Origin of the sequence: Sphingomonas sp. LY54 (genome assembly GCF_035594035.1) — a bacterium.
Classification (GTDB): domain Bacteria; phylum Pseudomonadota; class Alphaproteobacteria; order Sphingomonadales; family Sphingomonadaceae; genus Allosphingosinicella.
Map to the genome: position 1 here is coordinate 473,863 of NZ_CP141588.1, position 21,361 is coordinate 495,223.

Consider the following 21,361-nt stretch of genomic DNA (forward strand, 5'->3'; position numbering starts at 1 on the left):
GCCTTTGACGCGCGGTCAGTCGCGCGGCGCAGGCTCGAGCGCGACCGCCTTCTCCACGATCGCGGCCACCGGCGTGCCCGCCGGGATGGCGGCGCTACGGCCGGTGAAGCCGGGCGTCAGCAGGACCATGCCGACGACGGCGCCTGGATCGACCTCGCCTTTCTCCGCAGCGTCGCCCGTGAGCCGCACGACGCGGCCGCCGACCTCGAGATAGAGCGGGCGCAGGGTGAGCTTGCCCGACATGCCCATCGCCCCCTTGGCGCGCGCGTCGGCGATCTGGCCGACCGCCTCGGTGTCCGCGGGGATCGCCACGCGGCCGTCGATCACCACGTCATGCGCCGTGCGCAGCGGGACCATGTCGCCCTTGACGTGGGTCTTGCTCGAAAGCGGCGTCGTCGTGACCAGCGGAACAATGGTGCCGATCGGGAGCATGATCGGCTGCCCCGCGAGCGCCGGCGCCGCCACGGCGGCCAGCAAAGCGCCGGCGATGCGCAGCCCGGTCATTGCTGCACCGGCGCGGCCGGAGCCTCCCCTGCGGCTGCGGCCACCCGGCGCGCGGGACCGGAGGACAGATCGAGCAGGACATCCTCGCCGATGAAGCCGGCCAGGATCTCGCCGGCCTTGATCTTGGCATTGTTGCCGCGGTGGAAGAATCCGGCGACGCCTGCGAACAGGATCGCGACGCCCGCCGAACCCGCGCCGGTGCCCTTCGCGCTCATCTCGCCCTCGAGCGGAATGTCGGCCTCGCCGAGACGGATACGGAGCAGGCGCGCGGTCATCTTTCCGGATTTTCCCAAACCTCCGGAATCGCTGGCGGAGATGACCTCGCCGAACGCTGGGGTGCCGACCGGGATGACGACCTGCCCGTCCACCGTCACCGCCCGGTTCACGCGCAGCTTGAACACCGTTCCCGGAGTGACGTCGGCCGTGCTGACTTCCGCCACGGCCATCAGCTCGACCGGCGTGTCCTGCGCGAGCCTGACGGTGCGCACGGGCGGGGCCGCGGGCGCCTCGGCCACGACCTCGGCGGCCGCGTCGACGGAGTCACCCGGAACGACCTCGCGGCCGTCCGAAACAGCGGCCGCCTGGACGGCCGCGAAATATAGCAGGATCATGCTCCCCCTCCCCCTTGAAAGAAGCATCGTGCATTTTTCAGCCCAGGCCCGCAAGTCATTGCGTACGCATGAGACTTCGTTCAATAAATGAGCGCGGCCGGCCCAGTGCGCCGGCCCATAAGGGGGTATATGAAAATCATTCATTCGGTAATTCTGGCCGCCATTCTGACGACGGGCGCCGCGTCCACCGCCGTTGCCAAGGACAAGCCCGCCAAGGCGTTCGTAATCGTCAACGAGGATGTCGGCGTTCCGGTCTTCCCGTACGACATCACCGACCGTCCCTACACCGTCGTCGGCGAGGTCAAGGCCGGCGTCCGCAAGGCGACCGTCTTCAGCAAGGAAGCCTCGCAGGAAAAGATCTATCGCGAGCTCTGGGAGCGCGCCGAAAAGCTCGACGCCGACGCCGTGATCAACGCTAAATATGGCGATTCCCACGTCTCGGCATTCAGCTGGGGCAAGACCAATGCCACCGGCACCGCAGTGAAGTTCACCGGCCCTGCAACCACGCCGGCAGCGGAGACTCCGGCTCCGGCGCAGCCGCAGACCGAGCAGTAAGGACCGCGGGCCGCCCGGGATCTCGCATCCCGGGCGGCCCCCTCACAAAAGAGGCGAGGCCTCGCGGAGCAACCGGCGGGTAACCCGCGACAGGTCTTGCGGCAGTTCGCCGAGCGGAAATTCTCTCACCTCTGCGACTTCGAGCGACCAGCGCGGCGCATAGTGGACGTCGCGGACCACGAACAAAGACGATCGGTCCTTCTTGAAATCGGGATAATGGTCGAAGGCCGTGACCAGCTCGACCGCGCCATGCGCCGTCAGCCCGATCTCCTCGCGGAGCTCCCGCAGCACCGCTTCGCGCGGATCCTCGCCGCGCTTCAGCCCGCCCCCGGGGAGCCGCCAGCCGCGGGCATAGCTCAAGGTCACGAGCACCACGTTTCCGGCCGGGGTGAGCGCGACGGCATGCACGCCGGCCGTCTCGGGCCGGGTGACGGACCAGACCAGGCGCCGGCCGCGATGCAGCCAACGGACGCCCCAATGGAGGACCTGCCGCACCGCCTTGAGCACCCGAACGCCGCCTTCCTAAGAGGCGGAGGGGCCCGTGGAGACCCTCCCCTTCGCTTCCGCCTACATCTTCACCGAGACGCGGACATAGCCGAACTGGCCGGGCACGTCATAGGTGGTCGGGTCCATATTGTTGAGGCCGCAGCTGATGCAGGGCGGCGGATCCTTGTCGAACAGATTGTTGACGCCGACCGCGACGCCGAACCTTTCGCCCCAGAAGCCGGGCGTCCAGCGCAACTGGATATCGGTGTAGAAGCGGCTGCCGAGCTTGTTGTCGTCGGCCTCGCTTTCCTTGACGCTGCTGATGTAGCGGCCGGTCAGCGAGGCGCCGAAATCGCCCAGGGTCCAGTCGAAGATCCCGGTCGCCTTATATTTCGGGAAGGCCTGATCGGGGCTGCCCTGCTCGGTGCCCTCCCGCTCGATCTCGGTCACGCCCTCGGTCGCCGGGACGATGACCGTGTAATTGAACAGAAAGGTGTTGGTCCAGAACAGGCCGAACGTGCCCGCGCCCGTCTCCGGGGTGCGATAGTTCAGCGTGACATCGAGGCCGTTGGTCTCGATGCCGGCAATGTTCTGGAGGAGGCCGCTAATCTGCGAGACCGATCCCGAGCCCGTGCGGCTGATCGCGGCGCAGCTCAGCGGGTCGTTGGTGAGCGCGCAGCGGTTGAGCAACGTGCCGGCGGCGATGGCCTGGATCGCACCGTCGACCTGGATATCGAAATAATTGGCCTCCAGCGACAGGCGCGGAATGAAGGACGGGCTGTAGACCGCGCCGAACACCCAGCTTTCCGACGTCTCGGCGTCCAGTTCCTCGTTCCCGCCGGTCACCACCGAGATTTGCGGGTTGGGCTGGGTGGCCCCAGTGGCCGGCACGCCCTGCAGGATGCAGTTGCTCCGCACGGTGGCGTTGTTGTTGAAATTCTGGCCCGTGGTCGTGCTCGTCGCGCAGGGATCGGCGACCTCTTGGTCGAAGCGTGACGGCGTGCCGAACAATTCGCCGATGCTCGGCGCACGGAAGCCCTCCGCCCAGCTGCCGCGGAACAGCAGGTCCTCGATCGGCTTCCAGTTGACGCTCGCCTTGAAGGTCGCGTTGGAGCCGGAGGTCGAATAGTCCGAAAAACGCGCGGCGAGCTGGACGTCGAGCTGGTCGAAGAAGGTCATGTCCTTGAGCAGCGGAATGCTGAGCTCGCCGTAAATCTCGTCCGAATTGATCGAACCGCTCGTCGGCAGCGCCGGAATGTCGGAGCCGAAGCCCTGTACGATGATCGGATCGGGATCGAACGAGCCCTTCACCGCGCGGTGCTCGTAGCCCAAGGCAACGCCGAGCGGCCCGGCCGGCAGGCTGAACAGCGACCCCGAAATGTTCGCGCTGAAGTCCCACAGGCGCTGCTTGCTGCGGTCGCGCTGGATGAAGCCGATATAATCGTACATTTCCGGCGTGATCGAGCCGACGCCGCCGAACAGGTTCAGCGGCACGCAGCCGTCGGTGGCGCCGGTGCAGGCCGCGACCGGCCCGAGCGCGCGCCGCACGCGATCGGCATTGACGTTTCCGAACACGGTCTGGTTGGCCTTGTTCTCGCCCCAGACGGCGTTGACGTCCCAGTAGAGCGTGTCCTCGTGGACGTTGAACGAACCGTTGAGCGTGGCCGTCGCGTAATAGGTCTCGACCTTCTGGTCGTAGCGGCGCGGACCGCCCTCGATGACACGGCGGAAGATGCCGTCATAATTGACGCCCGCGACCAGGGTCTCGCCGAACGGGTTGAACGGATTGCTCGCATCGACCGTGATGAAGTCGAGCAGATTGCCATTGCCGACCGCCGGGCCGATGCCGAGCGGCAGCGGCGCCGCCTGGTTGCTCGAATTGCGCCGGTTGTAGATGCCCTTCAAGGTGAAGGTCGTGACCGGACTCAGTTCCTGGGTCAGCGTGACGAAGCCGCCATATCGCTCGATGGGCACCTGGATGAAGTTGAACGGCGCGAAATTGAACCGGTCGGCATCGCCGAATGCCTTGAAATCGCTGTTCGGACCGGTTGGATCGGCCGGATCGAAGCGCGGGCGGCCGCTGACCGGGCCCTTCAGCGTCAGATTCTCGCCGAGCACGATGAAGCGCCCGAGCGGGGTGAACGAACTGCACCCGCCGGCCAGGCACGAAGTCGCCCCCGGCGTCGGGAATTGGGAAATATCGCGATCGGCGGCGCTCACTCCCTCCTGCTTCACATAATTGCCGCCGATGACGATCTGGGTCGGGCCGCTGTCGCCATTGCCCCAGCTCAGCTGGTAGTTCTGGGTCTCGCCGTCGCCCTCGCTGATATATTGGCCATATTGGGCCGAGGCGCGGAAGCCGTCCTGGCCGCGCTTGGTGATGATGTTGACGACACCGGCGATCGCGTCCGAGCCGTAGATCGAGGACGCGCCATCCTGCAGCACCTCGATCCGCTCGATCATCGATTCGGGAATGGAGTTGAGGTCGGTCGAGCCGGGCACGCCGCTGGCCGACGAGGCGTTGACGAACCTCAGGCCGTCGACCAGCACCAGCACGCGCTTCGAGCCGAGATAGCGCAGGTCGACTTCGGCCGCACCGGCGCCGACGCCGCCGCCGTCGGGCGGGTTGCCGAAATTGCCGCTGTTGTTGAACTTGCTGTTGAGCGCGCCGCCCGAACTGGGAATACGCTGCAGGACCTCGGCCACCGACACGAGGCCGGTGCGGTCGATATCGGCGCGGTCGACGAACACGACCGGCGCCGGCTGATCGAGCGGGTCGCGGCGAATGCGCGAGCCGGTGATGACGATGGGGCCGCTATCCTGCTGCTGGGCACCGGGACCGGCGCCGGTGGTGGGCGGCTGATCGGGGACGGTCGACTGGGCCGAAGCCGGCGATGTCGTTCCAAGCAGTCCCGCTGCCAGTGCCAGACCCGCACAGCCCAAACGAAAGTTGTTCTTCCGATGCAGCATGGTCACCTCCCCGTTCGATGTCGTTTTCGCTGACGCAAACCCGCCGCATCTCCGGCTTACTCAAGTAAAACACGGGACGGGCAGGCCGGCGAAGCGAAATCAACTTTTAGGAACGGGACCGCACCATTTCGGCAACGTGTGTTGCATGTGCGTGACACCGGCAGGCGACTGGCCCGGCCGGCCGCAGATCAATCGTGCGGAAGCGATGGCCGGCCGAGGAGGAGCGCGCGGACGACGGCCCAGACACCCACCGCCAGCATCGCCGCCAGCACGATCGCGTAGAAGCCGGCGCTCGCCTTGGGCGGGCCGTAGAGGAGGTGATCGAGGGTCGGCACCAGCAGGCCGAGCGTCAGGCCACAGAAGAGGCCCCAGGCGGCGGCGAGCGGTGCCGTCCCGGCCCGCGGTGCGATCGCTGCCGCCCCCAGCATCGCCACGGCGACGAGCAATTCATCAAACGCCAGCGGCACCAGCCGCGCCTGCCCCCACCAGCGCGCGACTTCGCCGAGCGCCAACAGGAGGGCGACGATCACCGTCAGAACGCGGAGGCTTCGCATCCCCTGCCCTCACTCGCCGACGGCGGGGAGGCTGAGATAATGGAGCCGCCGCACCTCGCGGCGGCCGCGCACAACCGTGTCGAGGATCAGGCCGGCGATGAAGCTCAACGCCGCCACGATGATGAGGCCGGTGGCAAGGAGCGCCGTCGGCAAGCGCGGCACCAGCCCGGTCTCGACATAAGTGATCGCCAGCGGCACCGCGAGCACCACTGCCAGCGCGGCGAGGAAGGCGGCGATGCCGCCGTAGAACAGCACCGGGCGCTCGATCCGGAACAGGTGCAGGATCGTCTTCATGATCCGCCAGCCGTCGCGATAGGTGGAGAGCTTCGAGACCGAGCCTTCGGGGCGCGCGCCATAGGCCGTCACGACTTCGCCGACCGGCATCGCCAGTTCGAGCGCGTGGACCGAAATCTCGGTCTCGGTCTCGAAGCCGCCGGATAGAGCCGGGAAGCTCTTCACGAAGCGGCGCGAAAAGACGCGATAGCCCGAGAAGATGTCGCTGAAGCTGCGGCCGAACAGGCGCGCAAGCAGGCCGGTGAAGAGCCGGTTGCCGAGGCGGTGGCCGCGCCGATAGGCTTCTTCGACTTCCGACTTGCGGGCGCCGACGACCATGTCGAGCCGCTCGTCGATCAGGCGCGCGATCAAGGTCGGTGCGGCCGAGGCGTCATAGGTCGAATCGCCGTCGGCCATGACGTAGATGTCGGCTTCGACGTCGGCGAACATGCGGCGGACGACATGGCCCTTGCCCTGCATGCGTTCGCACCGGACGATCGCGCCTGCCGCCGCGGCGACCTCGGTCGTGCGGTCGGCGCTGTTATTGTCGTAGACGTAGATGGCGGCGTCGGGGAGCGCGGCGCGGAAACCCGCGACCGTCTGCGCGATCGCCGCTTCCTCATTGTAGCAGGGCAGCAGGACCGCGATGCGGAGCCCGTCAGTCTCGTTCAGCAACATTCGCCCCCAATAGCCCGCTCCCCCCGCCGGGGAGAGGCTTGCCTAACCCGAACGCGCGTCTTTGGCGAGCCCAGGCGAGGCACGGGAGGGCGACGGATCCGGCTTAGTCCCGCCGGCGCCGTTGCCCTCCCGTCACGTTCGCTTACTTCTTGGCAGGCGCCTTCTTGGCGGCCGGCTTCTTGGCCGGCTTGGCCTCGGCGGCCGGAGCCTCTTCCTTGGCGGCCTTCTTCGGAGCGGCCTTCTTGGCAGCCGGCTTCGCTTCGGCCTTTTCAGCCTTGTCCTCGGCCTTCGCGTCCGCCTTCTTGGCGGCCGGCTTCTTGGCCTTCGGCTTGGCGTCGTGGCTGTGGTCGTGGCCGCAATCCGGGCCGTGGACATGGCCTTCCTCGGCCTCGATCTCGTGCTCCAGCTCCTCGCGGGTCACGGTGCGGTCGGTGATCTCGGCCTTGTCGAACAGGAAGTCGACGACCTTGTCCTCGAACAAAGGCGCGCGGAGCTGCGCGGCCGCCATCGGCTCCTGGCGGACATATTGGACGAAACGCTCGCGATCGGCCGGGCGGTACTGCTGCGCCGCCTGCATGATCAGCTGGTTCATCTCCTGGTTGCTCACCTCGACGCCGTTGGTCGAGCCGATCTCCGACAGGAGCAGGCCGAGGCGGACGCGGCGCTCGGCGATCTTGCGGTAATCCTCGCGCTCGGCTTCCATTTCCTTGCGTGCGGCTTCCGGATCGGCCTCGTGGCTCGCTTCATGCTCGAGCTGCGCCCAGATCTGGTTGAACTCGGCCTCGACCATCGACGGCGGGACCTCGAAATCGTGGGTCTCGGCGAGCTGGTCGAGCAGCTTGCGCTTCATGTGGGTGCGGGTGAGGCCGTTCAGCTCCTGCTCGGTCTGGCCCTTCAGCAGCCCGCGCAGCTGGTCGATGCCTTCCAGGCCCATCGCCTTGGCGAAGGCGTCGTCGGCCTTGGCCTCGCGCGGCTGCTGCACTTCGGTGACGGTGACGTCGAACGTGGCCGGCTTACCCTTCAGGTAGTCGACGTTGTAATCCTCGGGGAAGGTGACGTTGAGCGTGCGCTGCTCGTTCGCCTTCACGCCGACCAGCTGGTCCTCGAAGCCCGGGATCAGGCGGCCCGAGCCCAATTCGACCGACATGCCCTCGCCGGTGCCGCCCTCGAAGGCTTCGCCGTCGACCTTGCCGACATAGTCCATGATCACGAGGTCGCCGGTCTTGGCGGCATATTTGGCCGGAGCCGGATCGAAGCTCTTCTGGCCCTGGACCATGCGATCCAGCGCGGCGTCGACCGCGGCGTCGTCAGCCTCGACGGTCAGCCGCTCGAGCTTCAGCCCGTCGATCTTGGGGGTGCCGACGTCGGGGAGCGTCTCGAGCTCGACCGTGACGACGGCGTCCTTGCCGGGCTCGTGGCCGGCCTCGAGCGCCACTGCCGGCTGCATCGCCGGACGGAGCTTCTTGTCGGCGAGGAGCTTCTGGACGCCTTCCTGGACGGCCGTCTCGAGCGCCTGCTGCTGCAGCGCCTCGCCGTGCATCTTGCGGACGAGATTGGCGGGAACCTTGCCGGGGCGGAAGCCGGGCATGCGGATCTGCGGGGCGACCTTCTTGATCTCGCCGTCGACGCGAGCGTCGATGTCCTTCGCCGGAATGGTGATCTTGTAGGCGCGCTTCAGGCCCTCGTTCAACGTCTCGACAGTCTGCATTTCAGCTCGAACCTTCGCTTCAGGAAATTCGTGTTAGCGGCACTTCGTCCTTGCGGGACGAAGCTGGTGCGGGCGAAGGGACTCGAACCCCCACATCTTGCGATACTTGGACCTAAACCAAGCGCGTCTACCAGTTCCGCCACGCCCGCCGGGCCGCCGGTCGCGCGGGTCTATAGCAGGGTGACGGCCGAGGGCAAGCGCATTGCCAGCGAGCGTGCGGGTACGGGGCGCGGCGGCCGCGGAAACCGGTTGTCCCCGCCCCGTCCCAGACCGGGGCACGCGCTCCGCGCCCCTTGCGCGCGGCCGCTGCAACTGAAAAGCATGCTCGCATGTTGAGGCCAGCGGAGGACTTCATGCGAAACCTGACGATCGCGATCGCGCTGGCCTGCAGCCTTGCCGCAACCGCCCAGGCCGCAGCGCCGCAGCGGCCGGAACCTTTGATCACGCGCGAGGCGGACGGCAGCGTCCTCATCAGCCGCGACATCCGCAGCGAGGAGCCGCGGCTCTCGATCGACGTCGCGACCCTGCTCGACGACCGCGATCCGCGCCTCGCCTACGACTTCTCCCGTAGCCCGTCCGAGCGCGAGACCCTCTCGGGCACCGGGATCGAGGACGACGCCCGCGAAGCGTTCGAGGAAGCGATCGACCAGGCGCGCTCGGCCCGGTCGTTCTGAACGGCGCCGGGCTTAGCCCAGCGCCTTCTTCAGCAGTTCGTTGACCACAGCCGGGTTGGCCTTGCCGCCCATCGCCTTCATCGTCTGGCCGACGAAGAAGCCGAACAAAGCCTCCTTGCCGCCGCGATACTGCTCGAGCTGGCCGGGATTCTTGGCAAGAACGTCGGCGATCACCGCCTCGATCGCGCCGGTGTCGGAGGTCTGCTTGAGGCCGCGCTCTTCCACGATCGCGCCCGGATCCTGTCCGGTCTCGAGCATGATCTCGAACACCTGCTTGGCGAGCGTCCCTGACAACGTGCCGTCGGCGACCAAGCTCAGCAACTCGGCGCCCTGCTGCGGCGAGACCGGGCTGTCGGTGATGTCGCGGCCGAGGCGATTGAGAGCGCCGAACAGGTCCGAGATCACCCAGTTGGACGCGGCCTTGCCGATTTCGGGCCCGGCCTTGCCGGTGGCGGCGAGCAATTCCTCGAACCAGCGCGCCGTCGTGACGTCGGCGGTCAGCACCGAGGCATTGTAGGCGGAAAGGCCCAGCTCCTGCTCGTAGCGGCGGCGCTTGGCGTCGGGCAGCTCGGGCAAGCTCTCACGGCATTCGGCGAGGAACGCGTCGCTCAATTCCAGCGGCAGCAGGTCCGGATCCGGGAAATAGCGATAATCGTGCGCGTCCTCCTTGGAGCGCAGCGACCGCGTCTCGCCCTTGTCCGGGTCGAACAAGCGGGTTTCCTGGACGATTTCGCCGCCGCTCTCGAGCACGTCGACTTGGCGGTTCGCCTCATATTCGATGGTCGCCATGATGAAGCGGACCGAATTGACGTTCTTGGTCTCGGTGCGGGTGCCGAACGGCTCGCCGGGCTTGCGCACCGACACGTTCACGTCGGCGCGCATCGAGCCCTGTTCCATGTTGCCGTCGCACGAGCCGACATAGCGCAGGATCGAGCGCAGCTTGCGCACATAGGCGCCGGCTTCCTCGGGGCTGCGCATGTCGGGCTTGGAGACGATCTCCATCAAGGCGACGCCCGAGCGGTTGAGATCGACATAGGAGAAGCTCGGATGCTGGTCGTGCATCAGCTTGCCGGCATCCTGCTCGATATGGATGCGCTCGATGCCGATCGTCTTGGCCGAGCTTTCATCCTTCTCGTCCAGGATGATCTCGATCGCGCCCTCGCCCACGATGGGGTGGTAGAGCTGCGAGATCTGGTAGCCCTGCGGAAGGTCCGCGTAGAAATAGTTCTTCCGGTCGAAGCGCGACCAGGGATTGATCTGCGCGTCGAGCGCCATGCCGGTGCGCACCGCCTGGCGGACGCACTCCTGGTTGGGCACGGGCAGCATGCCCGGCATCGCCGCATCGACCAGGCTCACCTGGGTATTGGGCTCGGCGCCGAACTCGGTCGACGCCCCCGAGAAGAGCTTGGCGTTGGAAGTCACCTGGGCATGGACTTCGAGGCCGATCACGACCTCCCATTCGCCGGTGGCGCCCTGAATGCGATAGCTGCTCATAGCGAGATCCCGTTCGGGCTGAGCCTGTCGAAGCCCTGCCCTTCCTTAGGAAGAGAAGAAGAAGAGCCCTTCGACAGGCTCAGGGCGAACGGCGCGAGCCGGATCATGCTCACCACCATGCCTCCGGACGGGCGACGAAGCCGGCCCGTTCCTCGAACGCCAGTGCCGCGTTGAGCACGCTCTGCTCGTCGAGCGCGCGGCCGATCAGTTGCAGCCCGAGCGGCAGCCCCTGCCCGTCGAGCCCGGCCGGGACCGACATGGCCGGAAGGCCGGCGAGGCTCGCGGGAACCGCGAACACGTCGTTCAGATACATGGCGAGCGGATCATCCATCTTTTCGCCGAGCCCAAACGCCGCCGACGGCGCGGTCGGGGTCAGCAGCAGGTCGACGTCCTCGAACACGCGGGCGAAGTCGCGCGCGATCAGCGCCCGCACCTTCTGCGCCTGGTTGAAATAGGCGTCGTAGAAGCCCGCCGAGAGCACGTAGGTGCCGATCATGATGCGGCGCTTCACCTCGGCGCCGAAACCGGCGGCGCGGGTCGCCCTGTACATGTCGTCGAGGCTGCCATTTTCCGGCGCGACGCGCTGGCCGTAGCGCACGCCGTCATAGCGGGCGAGGTTCGAAGACGCCTCGGCCGGCGCGATGATGTAGTAGGTCGGCAGCGCATATTTGGTGTGCGGCAGCGAGACCTCGACGATCTCGGCGCCGGCGTCGCGCATCCACTGGATGCCCTGCTCCCACACCGCGTCGATTTCGGCCGGAACGCCGTCGATCCGATATTCCTTCGGGATGCCGATGCGCTTGCCGCGAATGTCGCTGGAGAGGTTCTGCTCCCACTTGGGGACCTCGAGGTTGAGCGAGGTCGAGTCCTTGGGATCGAAGCCGCTCATCACTTCGAGCATGATCGCGCAGTCGCGCACGTCGCGCGCCATCGGGCCGGCCTGGTCGAGCGACGAGGCGAAGGCCACCATGCCCCAGCGCGAGCAGCGCCCGTAGGTCGGCTTGATGCCGCTGATGCCGACGAAGGCGGCGGGCTGGCGGATCGAGCCGCCGGTGTCGGTGCCGGTGGCGCCGGGGACGATGCGGGCCGCGACCGCGGCCGCAGAGCCGCCCGACGAGCCGCCCGGGGTCAAAGCGGCATTGCCGCCGTCCTTGCGGCGCCACGGCGAGATGACGTTGCCGAACGCGCTGGTCTCGTTCGAGGAGCCCATCGCGAATTCGTCCATATTCAATTTGCCGAGCATGCCGGCGCCGGCGGCGAGCAATTTGCCGCTCACCGTCGAATCGTAGGTCGGCTTGAAGCCCTCCAGGATCTTGCTCGCCGAGGCGGTCTGGACGCCCTTGGTCGCGAACAAATCCTTGATGCCGAGCGGCACACCGGCCAGCGGCTTGAACTCGCCCTGACCGCGATCGCGGTCGGCCTCTTCGGCCGCGGCGATCGCATGGTCGGGGGTTTCGACGATGAAGGCGTTCAGCGCACGCCCCTTCTCCACCGCATTGTTGAAGGCGTCGGCCGCCTCGCGCGCCGAGAAGTCGCCGTTGCGGAAGCCGTCGCGGAGACCCGCGATGCCGAGATCGGTCAGATTGCTCACTATTCGATAACCTTGGGAACGGCGAAGAAGCCATGTTCGGCGACGGGCGCATTGGCGAGCACCTCGTCGCGCTTGCCGCCGTCGGAGACGACGTCGTCGCGCAGGCGCAGCTGGTTGGCGATGACTGCGGTCATCGGCTCGACGCCGTCGACGTCGACCTCGCGCAGCTGCTCGACCCAGCCGAGAATGTTGTTGAGTTCGGGCACCAGGGCCTCGACCTCGGCGTCGGTGACGGCGAGCCGGGCGAGCTTGGCGATATGGCGGACGGTTGCGGTGTCGACGGACATGGACAGGGCCGCTAGCATCCGCCCGCGGGCGCTTCAATCCGCTTCTGCCACTCCCGCCGGCAATCCCGACTTGAAAGATGCGGCGGCATGCTGTTGGAGCGCACCTCGTTTGTTCGGAGAGACTGATGCTGGCGCGGCGTTTTCTGTGGGTGGTTGCGGGGCTGACGATCTTGGTCATCGCCGGCGCGATTGCCTATCGCATCTTCCAGATGGACCTGATGAAGGCGACGATGGTGCCGACCATCGCGTTCGAGGAGGAGGCCGCTCCGCCCGAGGGCCCGACCTATGCCGACGCCGCGATGTGGATCGCACGGCCCGACATCGCCGACAATCCGGCCTTGTGGCTGCCCGAGGGTTTCGGCCCGGCCGACTCCGAGCCGCAGGGCGACGCGCCGGAACCGTCCGCCGAACCGGCCGCGCCGCCGACGCCGCCCAAGGCCTCGGTCTTCTTCGTCCATCCGACCTCCTATCTGGAGCGCTCGCACTGGAACGCGCCGCTCGACCACCCCGATTCCCAGCAGCGCGCGGCTTTGTTCGTGCGCAGCCAGGCGAGCGCCTTCAACGGCATTGGCGCGATCTGGGCGCCGAAATATCGCCAGGCGACGTTCGGCGCCTTCCTGACCAGCCACGAGGACGCCCAAAAGGCGCTCGCCTTTGCCTACAGGGACGTGCTCGCCGCGTTCGAGGCGTTCCTGAAGGAGGCGCCCGCCGACCGCCCGATCATCCTCGCGGCGCACAGCCAGGGCAGCCTGCACCTCACCCGCCTGCTGCGCGAGCGGATCGCGGGGCGGCCGGAGGCGAAGCGCATCGCCGCCGCCTATGTGATCGGCTGGCCGGTTTCGGTCACCGCCGACTTGAAGACGCTCGGCCTGCCCGCCTGCGAGACCAGCGACCAGGCCGGATGCATCGTCGCCTTCCAAAGCTTTGCCGAACCGGCCGACCCTAAGATGGTGACCGACGTCTACGACGCCTCGGTCGCGCCCGACGGCACGCCGCGCGTCGGTTCGCCGATGCTGTGCGTCAATCCGCTGACCGGCGCCGCCGGCGGCGCGGCCGGCCCGGAGCGCAATCTCGGCACTTTGGTGCCCAACGGCGATCTCACCCAGGCCAAGCTGGTCAAGGCGGCGGTGCCGGCGCGCTGCGACGTTCGCGGCTTCCTGCTGATCGGCGAGGACGATCCCGAGCTCGGCCCCTATGTGCTGCCGGGCAACAATTACCACGTCTACGATTACGCTTTGTTCTGGGCGAATTTGCGCGCCGACGCCGAGGCGCGGCTGACGAAGTTCCACCAATCATGATCACCAGCGCCCTCGGCGAATTTCGCGAGGCGCTGCCCATGGGCGGCCGCCTGCTCGGGCTCGATGTCGGAACCAAGACGATCGGCGTTGCCTTGTGCGATTCGGGCTGGACGATCGCGACCGCCGCCGAGCTCATCAAGCGGACCAAGTTCACGGCCGATCTCGCCAGGCTGAAAGCGCTGGCGGCGGCCCAGAACGTGACGGGGATCGTCGTCGGGCTCCCGCTCAACCTCGACGGCAGCGACAGTCCCCGTACCCAGTCCACCCGCGCCTTCGCCCGCAATCTCGATTCGCTCGGCCTGCCGGTCCTGCTGTGGGACGAGCGCTGGTCGACCCAGGCCGTGACCCGCACCCTGCTCGACGCCGACGCCAGCCGGGCCCGCCGCGCCGAGCTGGTCGACAAGATGGCCGCGGCCTACATCCTGCAGGGCGCGATCGACGGCCTGACGATGGGCTGACCCTTCGGGGATCATTAGACGACAGCTTTGCGCTGGCCTTAGCCTCGGCCTGATGTTACTGATATAGTCAGATAACACACGGGGGAGGAACCATGCGCTTCACGACAGCCCTTTTGCTCGCATCCGCCAGCTTCGCGCTCGGCGGCGTGGCCCACGCCCAGACTTCCGCGCAGGCAACGGCCCCCGCCCCGTCCCAGCTGCCGCGTTACTCGGCGCAGGCCTTTTACGACACCACCGCCTTCGGGCTCGCCGCGCCGGCCGGCTTCGGTTTCTCGGCCGACGGCAAATCGATCCTGGTGCGCAGCGACAAATCGGGCGTGTTCAATGCTTACGCCCTGCCCGTCTCGGGCGGCGCGCCGGCGATGCTGACCGGATCGAAGGACAATGCGATCTTTCCCGCCAGCTACTTTCCGAAGGACGACCGCATCCTGTTCACTTCGGACCAGGGCGGCAACGAGCTCAGCCATGTCTATGTGCGGCTGGCCGACGGGACGGTTCGCGACCTGACGCCCGGCGACAAGGTCAAGGCCGATTTCCTCGGCTGGAGCGCGGACGGCAAGACCTTCTGGCTGACCAGCAACGAGCGCGACCCGAAGATGTTCGACATCTACGCTTATGATGCCGCCACCTACGCCAAGAAGCCGGTCTTCCAGAATGACGGCTATGCGGTCGGCGCGATCAGCAGCGACGGTCGCTACGTCGCTCTGGTGAAGGAACGGACCAGCGCCGACAACAACCTCTATCTGGTCGATCTTGCCGCCGGCGGCGCGCCCAAGCTGCTGACCCCGCATGAGGGCAATGTCAGCTACGGCGTCTACGATTTCACGCCCGACGGCAAGACGCTCGTCTACGCCACCAACGAAGCCGGCGAGTTCAACCAGGCCTGGGCCTATGACATCGCGACCGGCGCGGAGAAGCCGATGATCGCGGCCGACTGGGACGTGATGGCCGTCTCCTACTCGCCCTCGGGCCGCTACCGCATCTCGGCGCTCAACGCGGACGGGTCGACCAGGCTCACCATTCAGGACAAGAATGGGAAGGTCGTCGCGCTCAAGGGCCTGCCCGAAGGCGACGTCGGCGCGGTCCGCTTCGACCGGGACGAGAAGAGGATCGCCTTCACGGTCGCCTCCGATACGTCGCCGTCCGATATCTTCGTCGCCGACCTCGCCACCGGCCAGGCGCGGCGTCTCACCACGGCGCTCAACCCGGCGATCGACGAGAACCAGCTGGTCGAGGCGACGGTGGCGCGCTTCAAGAGCTATGACGGCCTCGAAGTGCCCGGCATTCTCTACAAGCCGCGCGAGGCGAGCGCGACCAACAAGGTACCGGCTTTGGTCTGGGTCCATGGCGGGCCGGGCGGCCAGAGCCGGCGCGGCTATTCGGCCCAGATCCAGCACCTCGTGAACAACGGCTACGCGGTCTACGCGATCAACAATCGCGGCTCGTCGGGCTACGGCAAGACCTTCTTCCACCTCGACGACAAAAAGCATGGCGACGTCGATCTGAAGGACGTGGTCGCGTCCAAGGCCTTCCTCCAGGGGCTCGACTGGGTGTCCGACGACGCGATCGGCATCGTCGGCGGCTCCTATGGCGGTTACATGGTCGCCGCGGCTTTGGCGTTCGAGCCGCAGGTGTTCGACGCGGGCATCGACATCTTCGGCGTGACCAATTGGGTCCGCACGCTCGAGTCGATCCCGCCCTGGTGGGCCTCGTTCCGCGAGTCGCTCTATGACGAGATGGGCGATCCCAAGACCGACGCCGAGCGCCACCGCCGAATCTCGCCGCTGTTCCACGCCAAGAATATCGTCAAGCCGCTGCTGGTGGTGCAGGGCGCGAACGATCCGCGCGTGCTGAAGGTCGAGAGCGACGAGCTTGTCGCGGCGGTGAAGGCGAACAACGTCCCGGTCGAATATCTCGTCTTTCCGGACGAGGGCCACGGCTTCCTGCGCAAGGCCAACCGGGTTTCGGCGTCGGAAGCCTATCGCAAATTCCTCGACACCCATTTGAAGGCGGGCAGCTGACGGCTTGAGGCGGGAAGGCTGTGGCCCTAGAGCGAAGCTCGATGTCCACAGCCTTTCCGCACCGCCACCTCCTCGGCATCGAGGGCCTTTCCGCAGACGATCTCCGCTTTCTCCTCGACGAGGCCGAGCAGTGGGTCGAATTCAATCGCGGCGCGCGCAAGCAGGATAGCCGCCTTACCGGCCTCACCCAGGTCAACGCCTTCTTCGAAAACTCAACCCGCACGCTCTTCTCGTTCGAGATTGCCGGCAAGAGGCTCGGCGCGCAGGTCGCCAACTTCCACGTCGCCGCCTCCAGCGTGAAGAAGGGCGAGAGCCTGATCGACACGGCGCTGACGCTGAACGCGATGCGCCCCGACGTGCTCGTCATCCGCCACGAGGCCAATGGCGCGGCCCGCGACGTTGCGGCCGTGATGGGCTGCCCGGTGATCAATGCCGGCGACGGCCGCGGCGAGCATCCGACCCAGGCCCTGCTCGACGCGCTCACCATTCGCCGCCGCTTCGGCCGGATCGAGGGCCTGAAGATCGCGATCTGCGGCGACGTCCGCCACAGCCGGGTCGCCGGCTCGAACCTGCGCTCGCTGCCCGCTCTGGGCGCCGAAGTGCGGATCGTGGGTCCGGAAGCGTTGCTGCCGGACAAACTGCCGGTCGGAGTCGAGGCCTTCACCGACTTCGAGCAAGGCGTCGCCGGTGCCGACGTCGTCATGATGCTGCGCATCCAGCGCGAGCGGATGGAAGAAGCGGTCTCCGCCTCGCTCGGCGACTATCACAGCCTCTACGGGCTGACGCGCGCCCGGCTGGCGCTGGCCGCGCCCCACGCCATCGTCATGCACCCGGGCCCGATGAATCGCGGTGTCGAGATCGACGGGGACGTCGCCGACGACCCCGAGCGCTCGGTCATCCTCGAGCAGGTCGAGATGGGCGTGGCCGTGCGCATGGCCTGCCTCGACGTGCTGACGCGCACCCGCCGCGACGCATGAAAAAGGGGCGGCCGAAGCCGCCCCTGCCCCATAATTGAAGTGTCAGTTCAGGCGGTGCGCGCGTTGCGCGAGGCCCAGCGCACCGGCGCGTCGCCCGCGGTGACGCGGACGAAGCAGGCGCCGCCCTTGGCGCGGATCGTGCCGCAGACCTGCGACGCTTCGCGCGGAGTCTCGAAGCCCGAGACCGACAGGCGATGGAACGTGCCGCGGCCCGGAATGGAGACGGTGGTGCTGAGCGGCTCGAGCTCTGCCAGGTCGTAGCGCTTGTGCGCGCGCGTCCAGGCGGTTTCGACCTGTCCGGCCGACCGGTAGGCGCCGATCTGCACGACATAGCGGCCGGTCTTCGCGGCGCGCTCGGCCTTCATCTGCATCGCGCCGGCAATGCGCGGCGCCTTGCGCGGCACGAAGGCCGGGATCGGGGCCGGGGCGATTTCGGCCGAGGCCTGGATCACCGGCGCGGCCGGCACGACCAGCGACTGGGCGGCGGCGGCGTAAATGGATGCCGGGACCGGCTCGGAAGCCGGCGGCTGGGTTTCGGCCTGGGCGACCTCGACCGGCGCAGGCGCCGGAGCGGCGGCAAGCTGCACGTCCGGCGAAACAACCGGCGCGAGCGCGAGTCGGGTCGGCTGGCCGAGATCCTCGGCCGGCGTCACGCCGAGCAGGCCGGCAACCTGGGTCCAGGCGGCGGTCGGCTGGGCAAAGCTCGCCCACTGCGACAGGCGGTCATTGAGTTCGGCCGGAGAAATGTCCTGCGCCGCGGTGACGCGAGCCTTCTCCCAGTCGCCGGCGAGGGCGTAGGACAAGGCCAGATTCTGGCGGGTGCGTCCGTCGGCATTCTGCTCGCGCGCGGCGGTCTCGAGCATCTCGATCGCACGCTGCGGCTGGCCGGCAAGCGCATAAGCGAGACCGACGTCGCCGGCTGGAGCGCTGCCCGCCAGGCGGTCGATCTGGACGATGGCGGCGTAATTCTTGCCCAGCGCGATCTGGACCAAAGCGAGGTTCAGCGTGGCGCGCACATTGCCCGGATTGAGCGTCAGAACGTCTGAGAAGGTCGTCTCGGCGGAGGCGAAACGCCCGTTCTTCAGATAGATATCGGCGAGCGACATGCGGTAGCCGACATCGTTGGGCGCGGCCGCCACGGCATTTTCGGCATGGGTGAGAGCGGTCGCGAAATCGCCCTGGCGCATCGCCTGCTCGGCGAGCGCATAAGCCTTCGGGGCACCCTGGCCGGCCTTGGGCGCCTTGGCGGACAGGTTCACGGGACGCACCTGGCTGCTCGGCGTGCAGCCGATCGTGGTCACCCCGAGGAGGAGGCCCGAAGCGGCGATCTTCACTGCCATATTGTTCATGCCATTCACTCCGCTAGTTCCGCTTGCCCGCCTGGGCCGGCAGCTGCTTGGCCACCGTGTCGAGCTCGGGCAGCGTCTCGAGGAAATTGTCGAGCGCCTCGCTGACGATATGTTGGGCCGAACGGCGCGTCATCGCGCCGGCGAGGCGCAGGCGCAGATGCCGGTCGGGATCGAGGCGCAGCGTGAAGGCCGCCTTGGCCCTCGCCGGCATCTCATCCTTGGCACGAGCCGGTGCGGCGCGACGGCGCGGCGCCATCGGCACCACGGCGGCGGTCGACTGTGGTTCGTCCGCCTCGACCGGCTCCTCGTCGCCGAAGCTGGCGGCGATCGCGCGCTGCTGCTCGACGACCTGAGGCGGCGCTTGCTCCTCGCTCTGCTCGGAGGCACCGCGCGGCGCCGGCGTCAGCGCCGAAATCTTGCTCGGGACGCGTTCGATTTCCTGCGGGTGCGGATCGAATTCGGGCGCGCCGGCGGCGTAGCCCATGTCGTTCCAGCCGAGATCTTCTAATCCCATGCCCATCTGGCCGAAGCCCTGTGGACGCATGGCCGGCTTGGCTGCACCCTTGCGGGCGAGCAGGCCGGACGACAGCGAGGCGAAAGTCCTGGGTTCACTCATCACGCAACGCTCCGTTTAACCGACGACCCGACGACCAAAGCCCCCGGCGGGGCGCGGCGCGACGGCCTGCATCGGCATCGCGCCGGGTGCGGCAAAGACGGTGCGGCGGAAATTCTTCTCGAGCCGGTCGGAGATGTAATCCCAGAGCTCGCGGACCTCGTTGGCCGACTTGCCCTTGGGATCGACCTCCATGACCGTGCGGCCGTCGATCATCGAGGCGGCATAATCGGTGCGGTGATGGAGCGTGACGGGAGCGACCGTGCCGTGCTGCGAGAGAGCGACGGCGGCTTCGTAGGTGATCTTGGCCTTGGGCGTCGCCGCGTTGACGACGAAGATGAGCGGCTTTCCGGCGCGCTCGCAGAGATCGACGGTGGCGCCGACGGCGCGCAGATCGTGCGGGCTCGGCCTGGTCGGGATAACGATCAGCTCGGCAACCTGGATGACGCTCTGGATCGCCATGGTGATCGCCGGCGGAGTATCGATGACGGCGAGTCGGAAGCCCTGCTGCCGCAGCACCTCGAGGTCCGCGGCGAGGCGGGCCACCGTGGTCTGGGCGAAAGCCGGCATTTCGGATTCGCGCTCGTTCCACCAATCGGCCAGCGAGCCCTGCGGGTCGATGTCGATCAGGCAGACGGGACCCTGGCCGGCGAGCTGGGCCTGCACGGCCAGATGGCCGGAAAGCGTCGTCTTGCCGGACCCGCCTTTTTGCGACGACAGTGCCAGAACGCGCATGTTTTCCCCTCGATCTCGTACTTCAGCCCGACGAAATGCGCCCGTGGCTGCTAAAATCTGGTTAACTCAGGCTTCCCCCGCAGGCTGGCCATGGCCAACACTCTGATTTTTATCTAAAGAACGCGTTAACGCTTCTGGCGTAGGGATGCGGAGCTACAGCGCCCGTGGGGGAGGATCATATGAAGTTGGAACGCCGTTCGTGGATCGTTGCCGCAACGATGCTGGCCGCCTTTGCCTCCGTCCCGGCCGCCGCGGACGTCAAGACGGGCGTCGACCTGTGGCAGGCCAAGAATTATGTCGGCGCGGTCAAGGAATGGCGCCCGCTCGCCGACAAGGGCAATGCCGACGCGCAGTTCAATATGGGCCAGGCCTATAAGCTCGGGCTCGGCGTCCCGCAGGACCTCAAGATCGCGCAGAGCTGGTTCGAGAAGGCCGCGGCGCAGAAGCATGAGCAGGCCCAGGCCAATCTCGCCGTCATCATGTTTCAGAACGGCAATCGCTCCGCGGCCATGCCCCTGCTCAAGAAAGCGGCCGAGCGCGGCAATCCGCGCGCGCGCTATCTGTACGGCACCGCTTTGTTCAACGGCGACGTCGTCGCCAAGGATTGGCCGCGCGCTTACGCGTTGATGACCAGCGCTGCCTCGGCCGGCCTCGCCCCTGCCGCCGAGAGCCTGGCGCAGATGGACAAATATATGTCCGAAGGCGATCGCAAGAAGGGCATCGCCCTGCTCGCCCAGATCGACCGCCCGGACATCGCGAAATCGCCGACGCCGGCGCAGGTCGCGCGCGCCAATGCCGCCGCCGCCGCCAAGCCCGCGCGCGTGGCCGGCGCGGTGCCGGCCACGAAGCCGGCCGCGGCTTCGCCCAAGCCGGCCCCTGCCCCGGCCGTCGCCGGCGGCTGGCGCGTCCAGCTCGGCGCTTATGGCAGCGCCAGCGCGGCGCAGGGCCAATGGGCGGCGCTGAGCAAGAAGATCGGGGCGCTTTCGGGCATGCAGCCGAGCTACGAAGCGGCCGGCAAGTTCACCCGCCTCCGGGTGGGGCCGCTCGCCAGCCGCGCCGCCGCCGACAAGCTGTGCGCCGCCGCCAAGGCCGCGGGCCAGGCCTGTTTCCCTGTCGCGCCTTAACCCTGCCGCTTAATCATTCCTAATCCCGGCGGTCGCTATTTTCGCGCCCACACAGGGATTCGGGGGAATGCGGGATGAGCGCAAAGCGGAAGTTCAGCGATGCGCAGCCAATGGCCTCGCGCTGGCGGCGCCGCCGCATGTGCGTGCTGATCGCCGACCAGCCGGCGCCGGCCGCCCTGCGCGACATCTCCGCCGTCGGCGCCTTCCTCGAGACCAACGCGCGGCCGCCGCTCGGCACCGCGGTCGAACTGCATCATCCCGAAGCGGGGACGATCGCCGCCGTCGTGCGCGCGTTCGCGCCGGACGGGATCGCCTTGGGGTTCGAGACCGGCGAGCGTTCGGTGGCCTTCGCCCTCGCCGCGATCACCGCCGACATGAGCCGCCCCGCCGCCTGAAGCGCG

The 21,361-nt window shown here is 67.5% G+C and carries 21 protein-coding genes and 1 tRNA gene; 8 read left to right on the forward strand and 14 right to left on the reverse strand.

Annotated elements, in window-relative coordinates; translation table 11 throughout:
* Positions 1 to 15 precede the first annotated feature (15 nt).
* Together SH591_RS02395 and SH591_RS02400 are read right to left on the reverse strand one after the other, a co-directional pair.
* Positions 16 to 504 (reverse strand): hypothetical protein, encoded by a 489-nt coding sequence (locus tag SH591_RS02395; protein ID WP_324750360.1) that lies wholly within the window; start codon positions 502 to 504, stop codon positions 16 to 18.
* Positions 501 to 1,115 carry a hypothetical protein gene (locus tag SH591_RS02400; RefSeq protein WP_324750361.1) on the reverse strand — a complete coding sequence of 205 codons (615 nt, stop codon included), beginning with the start codon at positions 1,113 to 1,115 and terminating at the stop codon, positions 501 to 503. The genes SH591_RS02395 and SH591_RS02400 overlap by 4 nt, the downstream gene beginning before the upstream one ends.
* Positions 1,116 to 1,244: 129 nt before the next feature.
* Between SH591_RS02400 and SH591_RS02405 the strand changes: the two genes are divergently transcribed.
* Positions 1,245 to 1,670 carry a heavy metal-binding domain-containing protein gene (locus SH591_RS02405; RefSeq protein ID WP_324750362.1) on the forward strand — a complete coding sequence of 142 codons (426 nt, stop codon included), beginning with the start codon at positions 1,245 to 1,247 and terminating at the stop codon, positions 1,668 to 1,670.
* A gap of 42 nt (positions 1,671 to 1,712) precedes the next feature.
* Here the strand turns inward: SH591_RS02405 and SH591_RS02410 are convergent, their stop codons facing one another.
* The 6 genes from SH591_RS02410 to SH591_RS02435 all read right to left on the reverse strand — a co-directional run bounded on the left by SH591_RS02410 (position 1,713) and on the right by SH591_RS02435 (position 8,488).
* Positions 1,713 to 2,177, reverse strand: coding sequence for an NUDIX domain-containing protein (locus SH591_RS02410; protein WP_324750363.1), 465 nt, complete (start codon positions 2,175 to 2,177; stop codon positions 1,713 to 1,715).
* A gap of 60 nt (positions 2,178 to 2,237) precedes the next feature.
* Entirely contained in the window at positions 2,238 to 5,126 is a 2,889-nt protein-coding gene (locus SH591_RS02415) for a TonB-dependent receptor (protein ID WP_324750364.1), read from the reverse strand.
* A 188-nt stretch (positions 5,127 to 5,314) separates the two neighbouring features.
* Positions 5,315 to 5,680: a hypothetical protein gene (locus tag SH591_RS02420; RefSeq protein WP_324750365.1), complete on the reverse strand. Its 366-nt coding sequence runs from the start codon at positions 5,678 to 5,680 to the stop codon at positions 5,315 to 5,317.
* 9 nt (positions 5,681 to 5,689) lie between these two features.
* Positions 5,690 to 6,631: a glycosyltransferase family 2 protein gene (locus SH591_RS02425; protein WP_322830633.1), complete on the reverse strand. Its 942-nt coding sequence runs from the start codon at positions 6,629 to 6,631 to the stop codon at positions 5,690 to 5,692.
* 142 nt (positions 6,632 to 6,773) lie between these two features.
* Positions 6,774 to 8,339, reverse strand: coding sequence for a trigger factor (gene tig, locus SH591_RS02430; RefSeq protein WP_324750366.1), 1,566 nt, complete (start codon positions 8,337 to 8,339; stop codon positions 6,774 to 6,776).
* Between the two features lie 64 nt (positions 8,340 to 8,403).
* A tRNA-Leu gene (locus tag SH591_RS02435) sits at positions 8,404 to 8,488 on the reverse strand.
* 204 nt (positions 8,489 to 8,692) lie between these two features.
* Between SH591_RS02435 and SH591_RS02440 the strand changes: the two genes are divergently transcribed.
* Complete coding sequence (locus SH591_RS02440; RefSeq protein WP_324750367.1) at positions 8,693 to 9,013, forward strand: hypothetical protein; 321 nt, start codon at positions 8,693 to 8,695, stop codon at positions 9,011 to 9,013.
* A gap of 12 nt (positions 9,014 to 9,025) precedes the next feature.
* Here SH591_RS02440 and gatB read toward each other — a convergent pair whose 3' ends face one another.
* From gatB to gatC, 3 genes are all read right to left on the reverse strand, one after another.
* Complete coding sequence (gene gatB, locus SH591_RS02445) at positions 9,026 to 10,507, reverse strand: Asp-tRNA(Asn)/Glu-tRNA(Gln) amidotransferase subunit GatB (protein WP_324750368.1); 1,482 nt, start codon at positions 10,505 to 10,507, stop codon at positions 9,026 to 9,028.
* Positions 10,508 to 10,616: 109 nt separating this feature from the next.
* The gene (gene gatA / locus SH591_RS02450) at positions 10,617 to 12,098 is read right to left on the reverse strand and encodes an Asp-tRNA(Asn)/Glu-tRNA(Gln) amidotransferase subunit GatA (protein WP_324750369.1); all 1,482 of its coding nucleotides are present in this window, start codon (positions 12,096 to 12,098) and stop codon (positions 10,617 to 10,619) included.
* The gene (gatC, locus tag SH591_RS02455) at positions 12,098 to 12,385 is read right to left on the reverse strand and encodes an Asp-tRNA(Asn)/Glu-tRNA(Gln) amidotransferase subunit GatC (RefSeq protein WP_324750370.1); all 288 of its coding nucleotides are present in this window, start codon (positions 12,383 to 12,385) and stop codon (positions 12,098 to 12,100) included. Before gatC ends, gatA begins: the two co-directional genes overlap by 1 nt.
* Positions 12,386 to 12,513: 128 nt before the next feature.
* Here gatC and SH591_RS02460 point away from each other — a divergent pair, with 128 nt between their 5' ends.
* The 4 genes from SH591_RS02460 to SH591_RS02475 all read left to right on the forward strand — a co-directional run bounded on the left by SH591_RS02460 (position 12,514) and on the right by SH591_RS02475 (position 17,139).
* Entirely contained in the window at positions 12,514 to 13,683 is a 1,170-nt protein-coding gene (locus tag SH591_RS02460) for a DUF3089 domain-containing protein (RefSeq protein WP_324751316.1), read from the forward strand.
* The gene (gene ruvX, locus SH591_RS02465; protein ID WP_322830639.1) at positions 13,680 to 14,141 is read left to right on the forward strand and encodes a Holliday junction resolvase RuvX; all 462 of its coding nucleotides are present in this window, start codon (positions 13,680 to 13,682) and stop codon (positions 14,139 to 14,141) included. The genes SH591_RS02460 and ruvX overlap by 4 nt, the downstream gene beginning before the upstream one ends.
* A 92-nt stretch (positions 14,142 to 14,233) precedes the next feature.
* A complete protein-coding gene (locus tag SH591_RS02470) occupies positions 14,234 to 16,162 on the forward strand; it encodes a S9 family peptidase (RefSeq protein WP_324750371.1) in 1,929 nt (642 codons plus the stop codon).
* A 41-nt stretch (positions 16,163 to 16,203) separates the two neighbouring features.
* Positions 16,204 to 17,139 carry an aspartate carbamoyltransferase catalytic subunit gene (locus SH591_RS02475; protein WP_324750372.1) on the forward strand — a complete coding sequence of 312 codons (936 nt, stop codon included), beginning with the start codon at positions 16,204 to 16,206 and terminating at the stop codon, positions 17,137 to 17,139.
* Between the two features lie 47 nt (positions 17,140 to 17,186).
* Here the strand turns inward: SH591_RS02475 and SH591_RS02480 are convergent, their stop codons facing one another.
* The 3 genes from SH591_RS02480 to SH591_RS02490 are packed head-to-tail and all read right to left on the reverse strand — an operon-like array spanning position 17,187 to position 19,836.
* A complete protein-coding gene (locus SH591_RS02480; RefSeq protein WP_324750373.1) occupies positions 17,187 to 18,488 on the reverse strand; it encodes an SPOR domain-containing protein in 1,302 nt (433 codons plus the stop codon).
* A gap of 13 nt (positions 18,489 to 18,501) precedes the next feature.
* On the reverse strand, positions 18,502 to 19,104 hold the full coding sequence (locus SH591_RS02485) for a hypothetical protein (RefSeq protein WP_324750374.1): 603 nt from the start codon (positions 19,102 to 19,104) through the stop codon (positions 18,502 to 18,504).
* 15 nt (positions 19,105 to 19,119) lie between these two features.
* Entirely contained in the window at positions 19,120 to 19,836 is a 717-nt protein-coding gene (locus tag SH591_RS02490; protein ID WP_322830644.1) for a ParA family protein, read from the reverse strand.
* Between the two features lie 179 nt (positions 19,837 to 20,015).
* Between SH591_RS02490 and SH591_RS02495 the strand changes: the two genes are divergently transcribed.
* Positions 20,016 to 20,960 (forward strand): SPOR domain-containing protein, encoded by a 945-nt coding sequence (locus tag SH591_RS02495; RefSeq protein ID WP_324750376.1) that lies wholly within the window; start codon positions 20,016 to 20,018, stop codon positions 20,958 to 20,960.
* Between the two features lie 74 nt (positions 20,961 to 21,034).
* Entirely contained in the window at positions 21,035 to 21,355 is a 321-nt protein-coding gene (locus tag SH591_RS02500; RefSeq protein WP_324750378.1) for a hypothetical protein, read from the forward strand.
* The last annotated feature ends 6 nt before the right edge of the window (positions 21,356 to 21,361 follow it).

Coding starts and splice junctions, on each gene's coding strand:
- SH591_RS02490 (WP_322830644.1), bottom strand. CDS start 19,836: ATGCGCGTTCTGGCACTGTCGTCGCAAAAAGGCGGGTCCGGCAAGACG.
- SH591_RS02400 (WP_324750361.1), bottom strand. CDS start 1,115: ATGATCCTGCTATATTTCGCGGCCGTCCAGGCGGCCGCTGTTTCGGAC.
- SH591_RS02485 (WP_324750374.1), bottom strand. CDS start 19,104: ATGAGTGAACCCAGGACTTTCGCCTCGCTGTCGTCCGGCCTGCTCGCC.
- ruvX (WP_322830639.1), top strand. CDS start 13,680: ATGATCACCAGCGCCCTCGGCGAATTTCGCGAGGCGCTGCCCATGGGC.
- SH591_RS02440 (WP_324750367.1), top strand. CDS start 8,693: ATGCGAAACCTGACGATCGCGATCGCGCTGGCCTGCAGCCTTGCCGCA.
- SH591_RS02420 (WP_324750365.1), bottom strand. CDS start 5,680: ATGCGAAGCCTCCGCGTTCTGACGGTGATCGTCGCCCTCCTGTTGGCG.
- SH591_RS02415 (WP_324750364.1), bottom strand. CDS start 5,126: ATGCTGCATCGGAAGAACAACTTTCGTTTGGGCTGTGCGGGTCTGGCA.
- SH591_RS02480 (WP_324750373.1), bottom strand. CDS start 18,488: ATGAACAATATGGCAGTGAAGATCGCCGCTTCGGGCCTCCTCCTCGGG.
- SH591_RS02495 (WP_324750376.1), top strand. CDS start 20,016: ATGAAGTTGGAACGCCGTTCGTGGATCGTTGCCGCAACGATGCTGGCC.
- gatB (WP_324750368.1), bottom strand. CDS start 10,507: ATGAGCAGCTATCGCATTCAGGGCGCCACCGGCGAATGGGAGGTCGTG.
- SH591_RS02470 (WP_324750371.1), top strand. CDS start 14,234: ATGCGCTTCACGACAGCCCTTTTGCTCGCATCCGCCAGCTTCGCGCTC.
- gatC (WP_324750370.1), bottom strand. CDS start 12,385: ATGTCCGTCGACACCGCAACCGTCCGCCATATCGCCAAGCTCGCCCGG.
- SH591_RS02395 (WP_324750360.1), bottom strand. CDS start 504: ATGACCGGGCTGCGCATCGCCGGCGCTTTGCTGGCCGCCGTGGCGGCG.
- SH591_RS02500 (WP_324750378.1), top strand. CDS start 21,035: ATGAGCGCAAAGCGGAAGTTCAGCGATGCGCAGCCAATGGCCTCGCGC.
- tig (WP_324750366.1), bottom strand. CDS start 8,339: ATGCAGACTGTCGAGACGTTGAACGAGGGCCTGAAGCGCGCCTACAAG.
- SH591_RS02475 (WP_324750372.1), top strand. CDS start 16,204: ATGTCCACAGCCTTTCCGCACCGCCACCTCCTCGGCATCGAGGGCCTT.
- SH591_RS02405 (WP_324750362.1), top strand. CDS start 1,245: ATGAAAATCATTCATTCGGTAATTCTGGCCGCCATTCTGACGACGGGC.
- SH591_RS02425 (WP_322830633.1), bottom strand. CDS start 6,631: ATGTTGCTGAACGAGACTGACGGGCTCCGCATCGCGGTCCTGCTGCCC.